At 59.7% G+C, this 14,768-nt stretch carries 13 protein-coding genes; 5 read left to right on the forward strand and 8 right to left on the reverse strand.

Translation table 11 applies throughout. The annotated features are described in order from the left end of the window. The first annotated feature begins 1 nt into the window (after window position 1). The 3 genes from hdaA to ppx are packed head-to-tail and all read left to right on the forward strand — an operon-like array spanning window position 2 to window position 4,550. Window positions 2-730 carry a DnaA regulatory inactivator HdaA gene (gene hdaA, locus ACFVTJ_RS08665; protein ID WP_386906401.1) on the forward strand — a complete coding sequence of 243 codons (729 nt, stop codon included), beginning with the start codon at window positions 2-4 and terminating at the stop codon, window positions 728-730. Then, window positions 727-3,030, forward strand: a complete 2,304-nt coding sequence (locus ACFVTJ_RS08670) for an RNA degradosome polyphosphate kinase (protein WP_386906403.1) — start codon at window positions 727-729, stop codon at window positions 3,028-3,030. The genes hdaA and ACFVTJ_RS08670 overlap by 4 nt, the downstream gene beginning before the upstream one ends. Further along, window positions 3,027-4,550 carry an exopolyphosphatase gene (gene ppx, locus ACFVTJ_RS08675; protein ID WP_386906404.1) on the forward strand — a complete coding sequence of 508 codons (1,524 nt, stop codon included), beginning with the start codon at window positions 3,027-3,029 and terminating at the stop codon, window positions 4,548-4,550. Before ACFVTJ_RS08670 ends, ppx begins: the two co-directional genes overlap by 4 nt. A gap of 30 nt (window positions 4,551-4,580) precedes the next feature. On the opposite strand, the gene ACFVTJ_RS08680 is transcribed toward ppx, so the two are convergent. From ACFVTJ_RS08680 to ACFVTJ_RS08715, 8 genes are all read right to left on the reverse strand, one after another. After that, window positions 4,581-5,213: a DapH/DapD/GlmU-related protein gene (locus ACFVTJ_RS08680; RefSeq protein WP_386906406.1), complete on the reverse strand. Its 633-nt coding sequence runs from the start codon at window positions 5,211-5,213 to the stop codon at window positions 4,581-4,583. Window positions 5,214-5,364: 151 nt separating this feature from the next. Further along, window positions 5,365-5,712, reverse strand: a complete 348-nt coding sequence (locus tag ACFVTJ_RS08685) for a hypothetical protein (RefSeq protein WP_386906408.1) — start codon at window positions 5,710-5,712, stop codon at window positions 5,365-5,367. 174 nt (window positions 5,713-5,886) lie between these two features. After that, window positions 5,887-6,234: a hypothetical protein gene (locus ACFVTJ_RS08690; RefSeq protein WP_386906410.1), complete on the reverse strand. Its 348-nt coding sequence runs from the start codon at window positions 6,232-6,234 to the stop codon at window positions 5,887-5,889. A 136-nt stretch (window positions 6,235-6,370) separates the two neighbouring features. Further along, window positions 6,371-7,729 carry an esterase-like activity of phytase family protein gene (locus ACFVTJ_RS08695; RefSeq protein ID WP_386906412.1) on the reverse strand — a complete coding sequence of 453 codons (1,359 nt, stop codon included), beginning with the start codon at window positions 7,727-7,729 and terminating at the stop codon, window positions 6,371-6,373. Window positions 7,730-7,872: 143 nt separating this feature from the next. After that, window positions 7,873-8,901 carry an adenylate/guanylate cyclase domain-containing protein gene (locus ACFVTJ_RS08700; protein ID WP_386906414.1) on the reverse strand — a complete coding sequence of 343 codons (1,029 nt, stop codon included), beginning with the start codon at window positions 8,899-8,901 and terminating at the stop codon, window positions 7,873-7,875. A 180-nt stretch (window positions 8,902-9,081) separates the two neighbouring features. Further along, the gene (locus tag ACFVTJ_RS08705) at window positions 9,082-9,687 is read right to left on the reverse strand and encodes a hypothetical protein (RefSeq protein ID WP_386906416.1); all 606 of its coding nucleotides are present in this window, start codon (window positions 9,685-9,687) and stop codon (window positions 9,082-9,084) included. 81 nt (window positions 9,688-9,768) lie between these two features. Continuing rightward, on the reverse strand, window positions 9,769-10,929 hold the full coding sequence (gene rnd, locus ACFVTJ_RS08710) for a ribonuclease D (RefSeq protein WP_386906417.1): 1,161 nt from the start codon (window positions 10,927-10,929) through the stop codon (window positions 9,769-9,771). An 82-nt stretch (window positions 10,930-11,011) separates the two neighbouring features. Beyond that, entirely contained in the window at window positions 11,012-12,283 is a 1,272-nt protein-coding gene (locus ACFVTJ_RS08715) for an MFS transporter (protein ID WP_386906418.1), read from the reverse strand. Between the two features lie 191 nt (window positions 12,284-12,474). Here ACFVTJ_RS08715 and aspS point away from each other — a divergent pair, with 191 nt between their 5' ends. Both aspS and ACFVTJ_RS08725 read left to right on the forward strand, forming a co-directional pair. Then, window positions 12,475-14,262 (forward strand): aspartate--tRNA ligase, encoded by a 1,788-nt coding sequence (gene aspS / locus ACFVTJ_RS08720; protein WP_004441151.1) that lies wholly within the window; start codon window positions 12,475-12,477, stop codon window positions 14,260-14,262. A gap of 2 nt (window positions 14,263-14,264) precedes the next feature. Next, window positions 14,265-14,741, forward strand: coding sequence for an FUSC family protein (locus tag ACFVTJ_RS08725; RefSeq protein WP_386906420.1), 477 nt, complete (start codon window positions 14,265-14,267; stop codon window positions 14,739-14,741). Window positions 14,742-14,768: the final 27 nt, after the last annotated feature.

Genomic DNA, 14,768 nt, shown 5'->3' on the forward strand with positions numbered 1-14,768 from the left:
AATGACCGACCAAATCAAAACCGACAACGCCCGGTCGAAGGCCGAGCAGCTGCCGCTCGCATTCTCGCACCAGTCCGCTTCCGGCCGGGAGGATCTCCTCGTTTCCGCATCGCTTGCGGCTGCCGTCAGCCTCATCGATGAATGGCCGAACTGGCGCTCGCCCGTCGTCGTGCTGGCCGGGCCGCCGGGTTCGGGAAAATCGCATCTCGCCAATATCTGGAAAAATATCAGCGACGCGCGCGACATTCACCCCCAGACGGGCTCCGATGCCGCGCGTGCGGCCGAAACGGGACCGGTCCTTTTCGAGGACGCCGACCGGCGCGGTTTTGACGAGACCGAACTCTTCCATGTCATCAACAGCGTGCGCCAGCACGGCACGACACTTTTGATGACCAGCCGGCAATGGCCCGCTGCATGGCCAGTGACTTTGCCCGACCTGCGTTCGCGCCTGAAAGCCGTAACGGTGGTGGAAACCGGCGAGCCGGATGAGGGGCTGCTGGCACAGGTGCTGGTGAAGCTCTTTGCCGACCGGCAGCTTTACATGGATGACAAACTCATAGGTTACATCGTCAATAGAATGGAGCGTTCGCTGGATACGGCGCAGACGATCGTTGACCGGATCGACCGGCTGGCGCTTGCCCGGGGAACGAGGATTACACGTCCGCTGGTCGCCGAGGTCCTTAATGCGATGGACAACGCGAGAGCGGATAGCGGACTGGACGTTGATTGACTGTCACAGTTCCGTCGTCAAACTGTTATACGGGCAAGAAGGACGATCGCGCGATGCAGCAGGATCACGGGACGGAAATAGGCCAGGGGATGGAACAGGGAATGGATGCTATCGCGCAGGAAGACTTCAATAAGGTTCAGCCGGTGACCGAGGGCGAGAACCTCTGGGACAGCCCGGCGCGTTTCATCAACCGCGAATTTTCCTGGCTGCAGTTCAACCGCCGCGTTCTCGAGGAAACGCTGAACACGGATCACCCGCTTCTGGAGCGGCTGCGCTTCCTGTCCATCTCGGCCGCCAACCTCGATGAATTCTTCATGGTCCGCGTCGCCGGCCTTGAGGGCCAGGTGCGCCAGAAGATCACCGTCAAGACGCCTGACGGCAAGACGCCGGCTGAGCAGCTGGAAGATATTCTGAAAGAAATCGACAATCTGCAGATGGAGCAGCAGGCCTCGCTCGCCGTTCTGCAGCAATATCTCGCCAAGGAAGAAATCTTCATCGTGCGCCCCGCAGCGCTTTCGGACGCGGACCGCACCTGGCTGGAAACGGAGTTCGAGGAACGCATGTTCCCCGTGCTCACGCCGCTCTCCATCGACCCCGCGCACCCTTTCCCCTTCATTCCGAACCTCGGTTTTTCCATGGGTCTGCAGCTTGACAGCGTCAACGGCCGCGAGCCGATGACGGCGCTGCTGCGCCTGCCGCCGGCGCTGGACCGTTTCGTGCGCCTGCCTGATGACAAGAACGCCATCCGCTACATCACGCTGGAAGATGTGGTGGGCCTGTTCATCCACCGGCTTTATCCGGGTTATACCGTCCGGGGCTTCGGTACGTTCCGCATCATCAGGGACAGCGATATCGAAGTGGAGGAAGAGGCCGAAGATCTGGTCCGCTTTTTCGAGAGCGCGCTGAAGCGCCGCCGCCGCGGTTCCGTTATCCGTATCGAGACCGACAGCGAGATGCCGCCGTCTTTGCGCCAGTTCGTGGTCCATGAGCTTGGCGTGCCGGATAACCGCGTCGCCGTTCTGCCCGGTCTGCTCGCGCTCAACACTATTTCGGAAATCGTCCGCGCACCGCGCGACGACCTGAAATTCGAGCCCTACAACGCCCGTTTCCCCGAGCGCGTGCGCGAACATGCCGGCGATTGCCTCGCCGCCATCCGCGAAAAGGACATGGTGGTTCACCATCCCTATGAAAGCTTTGACGTGGTTGTGCAGTTCCTGTTGCAGGCGGCGCGCGATCCCGAAGTGCTTGCCATCAAGCAGACGCTTTACCGTACCTCCAATGACAGCCCGATCGTTCGTGCTCTGATTGATGCGGCGGAAGCCGGTAAATCCGTGACCGCGCTGGTCGAATTGAAGGCACGTTTCGATGAAGAGGCGAACATCCGCTGGGCGCGCGATCTGGAGCGCGCCGGCGTGCAGGTTGTGTTTGGCTTCATCGAGCTCAAGACCCATGCCAAGATGTCGATGGTGGTGCGCCGCGAGGACGGCAAGCTCAGAACCTATTGCCACCTCGGCACCGGCAACTATCACCCGATCACGGCGAAAATCTACACCGACCTTTCCTTCTTCACCTGCAACCCGAAGATCGCCCATGACATGGCGAATGTCTTCAATTTCATCACGGGTTACGGCGAACCGGAGGAGGGCATGAAGCTCGCCATTTCGCCCTATACGCTGCGCGCCCGCATCGTGAAGCACATCAATGAAGAGATCGAACATGCCAAGCGCGGCGCGCCGGCGGCGATCTGGATGAAGATGAATTCGCTGGTCGACCCCGAGATTATCGATACGCTTTACCGCGCGAGTGCGGCGGGCGTGGAGATTGATCTGGTCGTCCGCGGCATCTGCTGCCTGCGTCCGCAGGTGCCCGGCCTCTCCGACAATATCCGCGTAAAATCCATCGTCGGCCGTTTCCTCGAACACAGCCGCATCTTCTGCTTCGGCAATGGTTTCGGCCTGCCGTCCGACAAGGCGCTGGTCTATATCGGCTCTGCCGACATGATGCCGCGCAACCTCGACCGGCGCGTGGAAACGCTGGTTCCGCTCACCAACCCCACCGTGCATGAGCAGGTTCTTTCACAGATTATGCTGGGCAATCTCATTGACAACCAGCAGAGCTACGAGATACTTGCGGACGGAACGTCGAGGCGCATCGAGGTGCGTAAAGGCGAAGAACCGTTCAACGCGCAGCACTATTTCATGACCAATCCCAGCCTTTCCGGACGTGGTGAAGCCTTGAAATCCAGTGCGCCCAAATTGATTGCCGGGTTGATTTCGTCCCGCAAGAAACAGGCTGAATGACTCGATCAGAAGCACAGGGGCGGCTGACCGGCCTTGCCCCCGTTTCCGTCATAGATATTGGTTCGAACTCCGTTCGTCTTGTCGTATATGAAGGTCTTTCCCGCGCGCCCGCGGTGCTGTTCAACGAAAAGGTCCTGTGCGGCCTTGGCAAGGGACTGGCGCTGACGGGCCGCATGCATGAGGAAGGCGTCAGCCGGGCGCTGATGGCCCTGAGGCGCTTCCATGTGCTCTCCGAGCAGGCGCAGGCGCAGAAGCTTTATGTGCTGGCGACAGCCGCAGCGCGTGAAGCGGAAAACGGGCCGGATTTCATTCGCGAGGCTGAAGCCATTCTCGGCTGCGAGATCGAGGTACTCTCAGGCGAGAAGGAAGCGCTTTATTCCGCCTATGGCGTGATCAGCGGTTTTCACGATCCCGATGGCATTGCCGGCGACCTCGGCGGCGGTTCGCTCGAGCTTATCGATATCAAGGGTAAGAGCTGCGGCGAGGGCATTACCCTGCCTCTCGGTGGCCTGCGGCTGTCTGAGCAGTCGGACGGTTCTCTGGAGAAAGCGGCGACGATCGCCCGCAAGCACGTCAAGAATTTCTCCAAGCTTCTCGCAGCGGGAGAGGGGCGTACCTTCTATGCTGTCGGCGGCACCTGGCGAAACATTGCCAAGCTGCACATGGAAATCACGGGTTATCCGCTGCATATGATGCAGGGTTATGAATTGCCGCTGGAGGAAATGCTGAATTTTCTCGAGGAGGTCATCGTTTCGCGGGATAGCAAGGACCCGGCCTGGCAGGCTGTGTCCAAGAACCGCCGTTCGCTCCTGCCGTTTGGCGCCATCGCCATGCGCGAGGTTCTGAAAATGATGAAGCCGGCAAAGATCGCCTTCTCGGCGCAGGGCGTGCGCGAAGGTTATCTTTATTCGCTGCTTTCGGAAGCGGAACAGGAATCCGATCCGCTGCTGGTCGCGGCCGATGAGCTTGCCATTCTGCGCGCCCGCTCGCCGGAACATGCACGCGAACTGGCTGACTGGAGCGGCCGCACCTTCCCGGTCTTCGGCATCGACGAGACCGAAGAGGAAAGCCGGTACCGGCAGGCGGCCTGCCTCTTGGCTGATATCAGCTGGCGGGCCCATCCGGATTATCGCGGGCTTCAGGCGCTCAACATCATCGCCCATTCGTCCTTCGTGGCGATCACCCATCCCGGCCGCGCCTATATTGCTTTGGCCAATTATTATCGCTTTGAAGGTCTGAACGATAACGGCACGACGGAGCCGCTCGCGGCCATGGCGGGCGAACGCCTTCAGGAACTTGGCAAATTGCTCGGCGGTCTGTTGCGTGTCGTCTATCTGTTCTCGGCGTCGATGCCGGGCGTCGTTGATCACCTCAAATTCCGCAAGTCCGACAGTCCGGATATCGATCTGGAATTTGTAGTGCCGCATGATTATTGCGATTTCGCCGGCGAGCGGCTGGACGGGCGTTTGCAGCAGCTGGCGAAGCTGACCGGCAAGCGGCTGGCGTTCGTGTTCGAATAAGCCGGGGGAGAAGTCCGCTTCCGGCGCAGGTTAGGCCCAGCGCTCGCAAAAGGCTTCGATATCGTTCGACTGGAAGTCCGCAAGCCGCGCCATGATCGTCTCGAAGGGCCAGTCCCACCAGGCGATCGCGGCAAGCTTCTCCGCGATGGATCGTGAAAAGCGCTCGCGGATAATTTTTGCTGGTACACCGCCGACGATGGTGTAGGGCGGCACGTCCTTGGTGACGACGGCACCGGCCGCAAGCACCGCGCCGTCTCCAACTGTTACGCCCGGCAAGACGATAACCCCGTGGCCGATCCAGACGTCGTGGCCGATGATGGCGCGATCCTGCTTTCGCTGGTCGAAAAAGCCGTCGTCACGCACCGCATCGGCGGAGTAATATTCCGGGCAACAGCTGAAGCGATGCATGGATGGCCGGTTCATCGGATGGTTCGGGGCGCCTATCCTGACCTCCGCGGCGATTGCGCAGAACTTTCCGATTATCGCATCCCCCACCATGCATCGCTGACCGAGATAGGAGTAATTCCCGAGTTCGACATTGTGCAGCGAGGTGTCAGCCAGAATTTCGCAGCATCTGCCGATATTCGAATCTCTTACGCTCGCCGTCGCGTGAATGACGGTCTCTGCGAGCTTCGGGCGTTTGATCTGTGCGGTGGGGTCCATTCCAGTCTCCGGATTTTGCGCCTGCTTAACCGGGAATGATGAAGGGCCTGTGACGCGGAATAGCGAAGCAGTGCGGTCGTGATCGGTAGCTCCTTACAAAGGAGGATCATACCTATTGCTTCGCGCAACACCCTCGCTTCGCGGATTGGTATCACCTATTGGTGACTTTGGCCCCAATGTCGTTTTTCTTCCAGTAGTGCTCGGTTATGTTCTGCGCGTTCCGAATGATGTGGCCGGCGATGTCGGGGTCTCCGCCCTCGAATGTTTCCGGGTCGGCACCGCATAAGAGCAGAAAGAGCTGCTGATGAGCGACAGCGGCAAAATAGTCGCGGGGCGGGGGCTGCACGTCTGAATCGGCGGCCTGTAATGCCTCGGAAACCTCTTTGCTGGCGCGCTCAAGCGCTGCTTGAATCGTGGCCATCATCGCCGCTTCCTTGCGCTGCAATATGTCCTGAATTTGCCGCTCAGCCGGTGTCAGAACCGGGCAACTCTCACTCATCGAATATCTCTCCTATCGGCACAACCATGTCGCTAAGCGATATTATCGCATGGATTGTGTCCGCTTTACGGGAAAGATTGAGATCGTGGTCCTGAAACATGGCGCGATGGCTCGCCACCATGTCCGGCCACGTGGATCGAAACGGCAATGGCGCAGACCTGCATCGCAACCGGTTCAGCCGTGCCCCAGTGCCTTCCGGATGCAGGCGCTGAGATAGGCATATTGCAGCGGCGTTATCGTCGCCATGGCTTCCGTGCGGCTGGCGAGCCGGTCCTGATAACCGATTGGAATATCGAATTGAGAGAAGGTGAAGTCCCAGCGAATGCCTTCGACGATATTGTAGAAATGCTCCGCACCGCTGACAGCGGTCTTGGCAAGCTCGCCGCCGAAGATATCCTGAACCACCAGCGCGGTGACGCTGCCTTGCCCTTTTGCGGGGTTGTCGCGTGACCAAAGGTTGCTGGTCTCACCCGACCAGCTTTTCTTCAGGGCGTAATAAAGTCTCTCTGCATGATCCTGCATCAAACGTCTTCTTTTCCGCAAGCATGTTTCCGTTGAAGTATGGCGAATCGGAACGGAGCGCCATGCAGATACTGGTCTGCCGGGCGCTCCGTCGGGTCACTCGCCGCTGCCAAAGCGATTGGCGGCAGCGTGGGTCTTATTTCGCGTCGAGCAGATCCTTGACCTCAAGCAGGACGAATTCGTTATCGTCAGCCTTGTCGAGCGCGCGGCCGGCCGAGAAGGGCAGGTTGTTGTCATTGCCGACGATGATATGCGTGGCATCGACACGGTCGACATTCTCTATGGTGACGAAAGGCATGTCATAATAACCGTTGCCGCCGCCCTGACGCTTCTTGTTGTCAGGGTCGGAGATTTTTAAGAGATCGATATAGCCGATCTTGCGCGCGGCCTTGCCGACATTGGCGTCATTAAATTCGATCTTGTAGATGCGCTTCACCTTGGAAGGCACGGCAAAGCAGTTCGCTTCCGGCTTCTTCGGGTCGGCGCAGGCCTTGTCGGCGGTGCCGGCGCCGTTGTCGCGTTCGATGACGAGAGCGGTCGCGTCATCAAGCATGTTGAAATCGCCGATGGCTTCGCCACCCTGCGCCAGCGGATAAAGCCAGGTGCGGCCGGTCCATTCCTTCTTGGCGATGTCGAGTTCGATGATGCGCAGCGCGGTTGCGCCGTCCTCGGTCTTCTCCACCTGGCCGTCGGCCATGTAAAGCGGGCCCTCCAGAAGGCCGTAGAGCTTGGAGCCATCCCTGGAGAGTGCCATGCCTTCATAACCGCCCGAGCGTTTCAGGTTGAAGGCCGGCATCTTCTGCGTGGGGTTGCCAGGCAGGGCCAGGGTGGGGTGATCGGGAGACTTCACCTCGATGTCGCCGGCCTTGGTGGAGATCACGTCAGTCAGCTTGCCGTCACGGGTGAATTTCAGGATGTAGGGGCCGAATTCCTCGCCAACCCAGAAACCATCGGCAACCGGCTGAATGGATTCGACGTCGAAATCGGCGCCCGTCAGGTAACGCTTGCTCGATCCTTCGAGGACGATGGGGAAGGGCGCCTTCATGTCGGGGTCGGAGAGGAACACGGTTTCAAGCGCGTTCACCTTGCCGGCGTCCCAGTCGAACTTCAGATGGTGAAGCATTAGCATGGCGTCGCTGGAGTTGAGCTTGGAACCGAAACCGTTGTCGGAAAGGCTCCAGAAGCTGCCGTCGGGCATCGCCTTGATGCCAGAAAAACCCTGCATCGCCTGACCGTTGAACGGCATGGAAAGACCGGTCAGTCGTACGCCGTCCTTGCCGGGCACGGTGCCGAGACCTTCCGCGCGCTTGCGGTCGGCGGTGGTGAACTTGGCGGAGGTCTTGAGATGTTCAGGTGCATCGGCGGGCGCCGGAATGATGGTGTCTGCCGGCAGAATGGCGTGGGAGACCAGCTTTGCCGGAAACTCCTGCTCTGCCGCGTGCGATGCGGTGGCAAGCGCAAGGATGGCGCAGGATGCAAAAAGAATGTGCTTCATGATGGAGACCCCTCTCAATACCTGTTGAAGACAGGATTGACGCGATAGGGTCGCCGCATGACAGGCAGGTGATTGCCGTTTGAAGCTTTGATGAAATTTCATGACGGCCGCTATCGGCCGATGGCTTGCCGGTACCGTTGCCCCTATGCGGCGGGGGGCTGATATTGGCTGAGCGTGCAGACGCCGAGCGTCTGGCCACGGCCCTTCACCGCATGTTCGCCGAGATATTCGCTGCGCACGCCCTTCGGAAGCACAAGCTGGTGGGCGAGATCGGCGGAAATCAGCACGGGATGACCGAGCATCTTGCTCAGCGATTCGAGCCTTGAAGTGGTGTTCACCGTGTCGCCGAAATAGGTGATCTTGTGGTGATCGACACCGATTTCGGCTGTGATGACAGGCCCGCCATGGATGGCGAAACGCAGGCGCGGCACTTCACCGAAACGGGAAAGCCACGTGTCGCGTTTCTCCTCGATGGTTGCCAGAATATCGAACACGCAGCGCACGCAGGCCGCCCGCCTTATCGCCATGTGATAAGGCCAGGTGATGATGGCGGCATCGCCAATGTAATCGTCGATGACGCCGCCATGCCTTCTGACCGGCGCGGCATAACTCGCGAAGATTTCGCCCAGAAATTCCTGGGCCTTCAGATCGCCATTGGTTTCCGCAAATGAGGTGGAGCCGACGAGGTCGATGAAGATGAAGACGCGGTCTTCGCTGACCGGACGGCGATAGCGCCCAAGAATGAGGTCGATGAAGATATCGCGGCCGAGAAGCTCGCGCACCCGCATGATGAAAACGATGATGCCGCAGACGATCAGCGTGAAGATCAACGTCTGCACTTCGGCATGAACTGCACGCTTCCAGGTGCCGGGAAAGATCCCACTCAGCCATAGGATCGTGCCGCCAAGCCCGAACCCACAAAAAACGAGAATGGCGTAGATGAGAAGGCCAACAGCAATATAGGCCGGTGTCGGCAAAGCGCTCACCTGTCGGGACAGACCAGGTAGAATATAACCGCGTTCGAAAGCGAGAATCGGCGCGCAGGCAAAGAGCGCATAGGTCGCTCCAATCAGCGCACCGCCGCCGTATTCCAGGAACGCGTAGGCAACTCCGGCGCCGGCAACGGCAACGAAGAGGACCACGTAATCCAGAATGGGCAGCAATTTTCTCATGTCGATTATGATCTCGGAAAGAACGCCCCGCGCTCTCCTCGGGCAAAGCTTCTGTTCAGGTCATATGCGACATTAGTGTGGAAAAAGCGCTGCAAAAAGTGAGCGATCGGTAAGGTCGCATGAAGGATTGGTAAGGCTGTTGCGCCGTTGCCGCAAACGCCCGCCGTTGGCGCGCCACTTCTAATAGGATGTTCTGTAATAGACGGTTTCAAGCGGAGATTGTGGCCGGTCGTCAGGCGTGCGGTTCGACCATTTGACCGGAAAGGCGGCGAAACGAAGCGTATCGCCATCGATCCAGGCGCGGTCGAACAGGGTGTCTCCCTTGCGGGCGAAGGTGATGGCGGCGCAGGTGCGGCCATCGACTTCAAGGGCAATGTTCTTTTTCCAGCCGCTCAGGCCACAGCCCATGCCTTTGGGGTCACGGATATAGTGTTCGACGACATCGTCGTCATTCGGCGTCATGGTGATCGAGGTCATGGTGTGGGCAAAGAGCATGCTGTCCTGATCTTTCAGGCCGCCATCCAGTGTGCCCTCGTAACGCACCTGCACCGTCGGCCGCTGGCAGCCATTGCGGGCGTAAATCTGTGACACCGCATGCATGCGATTATCGCGGATGGTGATGTGCGTGATGATGCCGTGGCGGTTGTTCTTGCCGATCTTCAGGCAGTCGGTGGTCCATTCACCCTGAAGATCAACCTTGTCTTCGGCGGCCCGGGCCGGAAGAGAGGGGAGAATGCCTGCCGCCGCGAAGAGCGCGGCGAGCAGCAGAGTGCGGGCAGGTTTCATGGCAAGACCCTCAAATCGCGCAACCATCTCCAAAGAAATGGGACGCGATGCGGGCAAAATTGGGGTGAGAAAGGCGGGCGGTTACGGCTCGCCCGCCGCAACCTCCACGGCCTCAACCTTTTTGCCGGCGAAACGCAGGGCCACTTCGCCATTGATGAGTTTCAGCGCCACATCGCCAAACAGCTCGCGCCGCCAGCCGGTGAGCGCCGCAACGGTCGCTTTTTCACCTTCGGAGGCGATCTTGTCGAGATCGTCGCTATTGGCGATGACCTTGGCGGCGACGCCGTGCTTGTCCGCCGTCAGCTTCAGGAGAACCTTCAAAAGCTCCACGGCGGCGCCGGAGCCTTCCGGCGCATGGCTGTGGCGCGGCGCTTTCGGCATTTCTTCTTTCGGCAGCGCCAGCGCTGCATTCACCGTTTCGATGATGGCGGTACCGGAGGCGGACCGTTCCCAACCCTTGGGAATGGTGCGAAGCCGCGACAGCGCCTCGGCATCCTTCGGCTGCTGCTGGGCAATTTCGAAGATTCCGTCGTCCTTGAGGACACGCGACCGCGGCACGTTGCGCGACCGCGCCTCCCGTTCGCGCCATGCGGCGACAAATTTGAGAATGGCGAGTTCCGTCGGCTTGCGCAAACGCGATTTCAGCCGCAGCCACGCATCGTCAGGGTGCATGTCGTAGGTATCGCGCGATTCCAGAATGTCCATCTCTTCGGTCAGCCACAGCGAGCGGCCTTCACGCTCCAGCTGCGCCTTCAGCGCCAGATAGACGTCGCGCAGATGGGTCACGTCGGCCAGCGCATAATCCAGCTGCTTTTCGGTCAGCGGACGGCGGCTCCAGTCGGTGAAACGCGAGGATTTGTCGATCTGCACATTCTTGATCTTCTGCACCAGCTGGTCGTAGGAGATCGAATCGCCGAAACCGCAGACCATGGCGGCAACCTGCGTATCGAAGATCGGGTGCGGAATGAGGCCGCCGAGATGGTAGATGATCTCGATATCCTGCCGTGCGGCGTGGAAAACCTTCACGACATTTGGATTGGCCATCAGTTCGAACATCGGCGTCAGATCGATGCCCTTGGCCAGCGGATCGACCAGAACTTCAAGCGTCGGGCTCGCCATCTGTACGAGGCACAGCTCCGGCCAGAAGGTTGTTTCCCGCAAAAATTCGGTGTCGATAGTAATGAATTCCGATTTCGCCAGTTCCGTGCAGGCTTCGGCGAGGGCGGCAGTCGTTTCAATCATTGCAAATGGCCACTCGTGAAAATTATCCGTCTTACTTTCCCTTTGCCGGGCGCATGTCAATACAAAGCCCGCTTTTCAAGGCTTATGGATCGTTTTTCTCAGGCAGATTAGGCTCCGGCCCATCCTTTTTAGGTGGGTTGGGGGCGGCAAGCTTCTGAAAATAGGCCGAGGTGCGCAACAGCGAACTGAACCGCCAGTTCCTCTCCTCGACGGGAACGCCTTCACGCACCTGCAACCGATATATGGTGTAGGCGATGAAAACGATCTGGATCGCGGCGGTATAGCTGAACAGCGCCTTCGGGCCGAAATGATCGATCAGAACCGAGGCAAGAAGCGGCCCGACCGTCGCTCCGACAGACCAGAAGAACAGCAGTCCAGCCGACATCATCGCGTGTTCGCCTTCCTTCGCGTGGTCGTTGCCATGCGCCGAACTCAGAGAATAAAGCGGCAGGGCAAACGCGCCGAAGATGAAGACGCCAATGATATTGCTCCATTCATCCGTGCCGGCAAAGAAAGCCAGAAAGAGGCCGACAACGACAGAGCCGGCGGTGGTGGCGAGAATGATAATGCGCCGGTCGTAGCGGTCGGAATAAACGCCGAGCGGATATTGCAGCACCACACCGCCGATAATGCCCGCACTCATGAAGGTGGCGATGGCGGTGACGGAAAAGCCAATCTGCTCGGCGTAGATCGGCCCGATATTGCGGAAGGCCGCCATGCTGAGGCCGACCGCCACGCAACCGACGACGGCAAGCGGGGAAATGCGCCAGACGGCGAAAAGGTTGAAGGGAATCTGCTTCGGCGGGGCAGGGTTGGACTTGTCGGCAAGCGAGATCGGCACCAGCGACAGCACGAGCGCTATCGCGATCAGCGAAAACACCACCGGGCCTTCGACCCCCATCACGGCAATGACATATTGCGCCAGCGTCACGGAGCCGAGATCGACGAAACGATAGATGGAAAGCGTGCGCGCGCGATTGGAATTCGTCACCTGCGCATTGATCCAGCTTTCGATGGCCGCAAAAAGACAGGCGACGGCAATGCCGATGACGAAACGCATCAGCATCCAGAACAGGGGGTGGATGATGAGCGGCATGGCGATCGAAGCGGCCGAGGCGACCGCCGCCATGGTCGCGAATGTTCTGATATGGCCGATCTTGCGCAGTAGTCGCGTTACCGAAATACAGCCGAGTGCGAATCCGATGCTATAGGCGGCGCTGATGACGCCGATGGTGCTGGCGGAAAAACCTTCGGAGATGCCGCGCAGGGCAATATAGGTTCCCTGCAGGCCGTTGCCGCCGATCAGGATGCCGGCGGTGACGAGAAGCGGGATGAGAGGTCTGATCTGGCTCATTGCGGGCCGACTCGGTTTGGCGGGCTGAATAAGCACTATCTAAAGCCAAGGCGGGGGAAAGGACAGGCTGAAGGCGACATTGTTGCGCTTTGCCTTGACAAATCGGGCTGGCCATGCGCTTTTCCGGCAAATTTCGACAGTGCCGCCCATCTGGCCTCCAACGGGCCCACGACACGTTCCAGGATAAAAAAATGCATCGTTACCGCAGCCACACCTGTGCCGCTCTCCGCAAGTCCGACGTCGGCGAAACCGTTCGCCTTTCCGGTTGGGTTCACCGCGTGCGAGATCATGGCGGCGTTCTCTTCATCGACCTTCGCGACCATTACGGCATCACCCAGGTGGTCGCCGATCCCGACAGCCCGGCCTTCAAGGTTGCGGAAACCGTGCGCGGCGAATGGGTCATCCGCATCGACGGCCTCGTCAAGGCGCGTTCCGAAGACACCGTCAACAAGGGCATGGCGACCGGCGAGATTGAGCTTTACGCCCAGGAAATCGAGGTTCTCGGCGTCGCCAAGGAACTGCCGCTGCCGGTCTTCGGTGAGCCTGACTATCCGGAAGACGTTCGCTTGAAGTACCGCTTCCTCGACCTGCGCCGCGAAACGCTGCACAAGAACATCGTCAAGCGCACGCAGATCATCTCCGCCATGCGCACCGGCATGGCCGATGCCGGCTTTGCCGAATATACGACGCCGATCCTCACGGCCTCCTCGCCGGAAGGCGCGCGCGACTTCCTCGTGCCGTCGCGTATTCATGAAGGCAAGTTCTTCGCGTTGCCGCAGGCGCCGCAGCAGTACAAGCAGCTTCTGATGGTGGCGGGTTTCGACCGCTACTTCCAGATCGCGCCGTGCTTCCGCGACGAAGACCCGCGCGCCGACCGCCTGCCGGGCGAATTCTACCAGCTCGACGTCGAAATGAGCTTCGTGACCCAGGAAGATGTCTGGACCACGATGGAGCCGATGATGACGGCCGTCTTCGAAAAGTTTGCCGAAGGCAAGCCGGTGACGAAAGAGTGGCCGCGCATTCCCTATGATGAGGCGATCCGCAAATATGGTTCCGACAAGCCGGACCTGCGCAACCCGATCGTCATGCAGGCCGTGACCGAGCATTTCGATGGCTCGGGCTTCAAGGTCTTCGCGAACATGATCGCCTCCAACCCGAAGGTACAGGTCTGGGCAATCCCGGCCAAGACCGGCGGTTCGCGTGCGTTCTGTGACCGCATGAACGCCTGGGCCCAGTCTCAGGGCCAGCCCGGCCTCGGCTACATCTTCTGGAAGGAAGAGGACGGCAAGGTTGGCGGTTCCGGCCCGCTTGCCAAGAACATTGGCGAGGAACGCACCGAGGCGCTGCGCCAGCAGCTCGGCCTTGAGGCTGGCGATGCCTGCTTCTTCGTTGCCGGTGATCCCGCCAAGTTCTACAAGTTTGCCGGCGAGGCGCGCACTCGCGCCGCCGACGAACTGAACCTGATCGACCGCGACCGCTTCGAAATGTGCTGGATCGTCGACTTCCCCTTCTTCGAATACAACGAAGAAGAAAAGAAGATCGACTTTGCCCACAACCCCTTCTCCATGCCGCAGGGTGGTCTGGAAGCGCTGGAGGGCCAGGATCCGCTCTCCATCAAGGCCTTCCAGTATGACGCGGTCTGCAACGGCTTCGAAATCGCCTCCGGCTCGATCCGTAACCAGTCGCCTGAGCTGATGGTCAAGGCTTTCGAAAAGGTTGGCCTGTCGCAGACCGACGTTGAAGAGCGCTTCGGCGGTCTCTATCGCGCGTTCCAGTACGGCGCGCCTCCGCATGGCGGTTGCGCATTCGGTATCGACCGTGTCGTCATGCTGCTGGTCGGCGCGAAGAACCTGCGCGAAATCACGCTGTTCCCGATGAACCAGCAGGCGCAGGACCTTCTGATGAACGCGCCGTCGCCGGCAACGCCGACGCAGCTCCGCGAACTGGCGCTGCGCGTCGTTCCGTCGAAGAAAGACTGATCGTGTTGAAGACGCTGCTCGAACGTGTTCGCGCAGCCTTCACCCGTGCATTGGCGGCCGCACTTGCGGCCGCTTTTGCGTTCTGGATTGCGCGTGAATGGCTTGGCCACAGCCAGCCGGTCTTTGCCGCCATCAGCGCGCTGATCTGCCTCGCCCCGGGCATTCCAAGCCACGTCCGCCAGGGCCTTGGTCTTTTGGTCGGTGTTACAATCGGCATCCTTGTCGGCGAAATAGCACTTTTCGTTCCGCATGACTTCGCCGAAATCCGTTTGGCCTCAGCAACCTTCATCGCCATGATTCTAGCATCGATGTTCGGTCTGCCGCCGGTCGTGCCGATACAGGCCGGAGCCTCGGCCATGCTCGTGCTGCTGATGGGGCCGCAGCTTGCCGGTTTCGTGCGTTTCGTGGATGTCGTCGTCGGCGTCGTCACAGGAATGGCGGTTGCGTTCGTTTTCTTTCGTGAGCGATTGAAGTTCTAGCAAAGCTCAAGAGCGATAACGCGTCTT

The organism is Agrobacterium sp. NPDC058088 (genome assembly GCF_042885035.1).
GTDB lineage: Bacteria > Pseudomonadota > Alphaproteobacteria > Rhizobiales > Rhizobiaceae > Agrobacterium.

Coding starts and splice junctions, on each gene's coding strand:
- hdaA (WP_386906401.1), top strand. CDS start 2: ATGACCGACCAAATCAAAACCGACAACGCCCGGTCGAAGGCCGAGCAG.
- ppx (WP_386906404.1), top strand. CDS start 3,027: ATGACTCGATCAGAAGCACAGGGGCGGCTGACCGGCCTTGCCCCCGTT.
- ACFVTJ_RS08680 (WP_386906406.1), bottom strand. CDS start 5,213: ATGGACCCCACCGCACAGATCAAACGCCCGAAGCTCGCAGAGACCGTC.
- ACFVTJ_RS08685 (WP_386906408.1), bottom strand. CDS start 5,712: ATGAGTGAGAGTTGCCCGGTTCTGACACCGGCTGAGCGGCAAATTCAG.
- ACFVTJ_RS08690 (WP_386906410.1), bottom strand. CDS start 6,234: ATGCAGGATCATGCAGAGAGACTTTATTACGCCCTGAAGAAAAGCTGG.
- ACFVTJ_RS08695 (WP_386906412.1), bottom strand. CDS start 7,729: ATGAAGCACATTCTTTTTGCATCCTGCGCCATCCTTGCGCTTGCCACC.
- ACFVTJ_RS08700 (WP_386906414.1), bottom strand. CDS start 8,901: ATGAGAAAATTGCTGCCCATTCTGGATTACGTGGTCCTCTTCGTTGCC.
- ACFVTJ_RS08705 (WP_386906416.1), bottom strand. CDS start 9,687: ATGAAACCTGCCCGCACTCTGCTGCTCGCCGCGCTCTTCGCGGCGGCA.
- rnd (WP_386906417.1), bottom strand. CDS start 10,929: ATGATTGAAACGACTGCCGCCCTCGCCGAAGCCTGCACGGAACTGGCG.
- ACFVTJ_RS08715 (WP_386906418.1), bottom strand. CDS start 12,283: ATGAGCCAGATCAGACCTCTCATCCCGCTTCTCGTCACCGCCGGCATC.
- aspS (WP_004441151.1), top strand. CDS start 12,475: ATGCATCGTTACCGCAGCCACACCTGTGCCGCTCTCCGCAAGTCCGAC.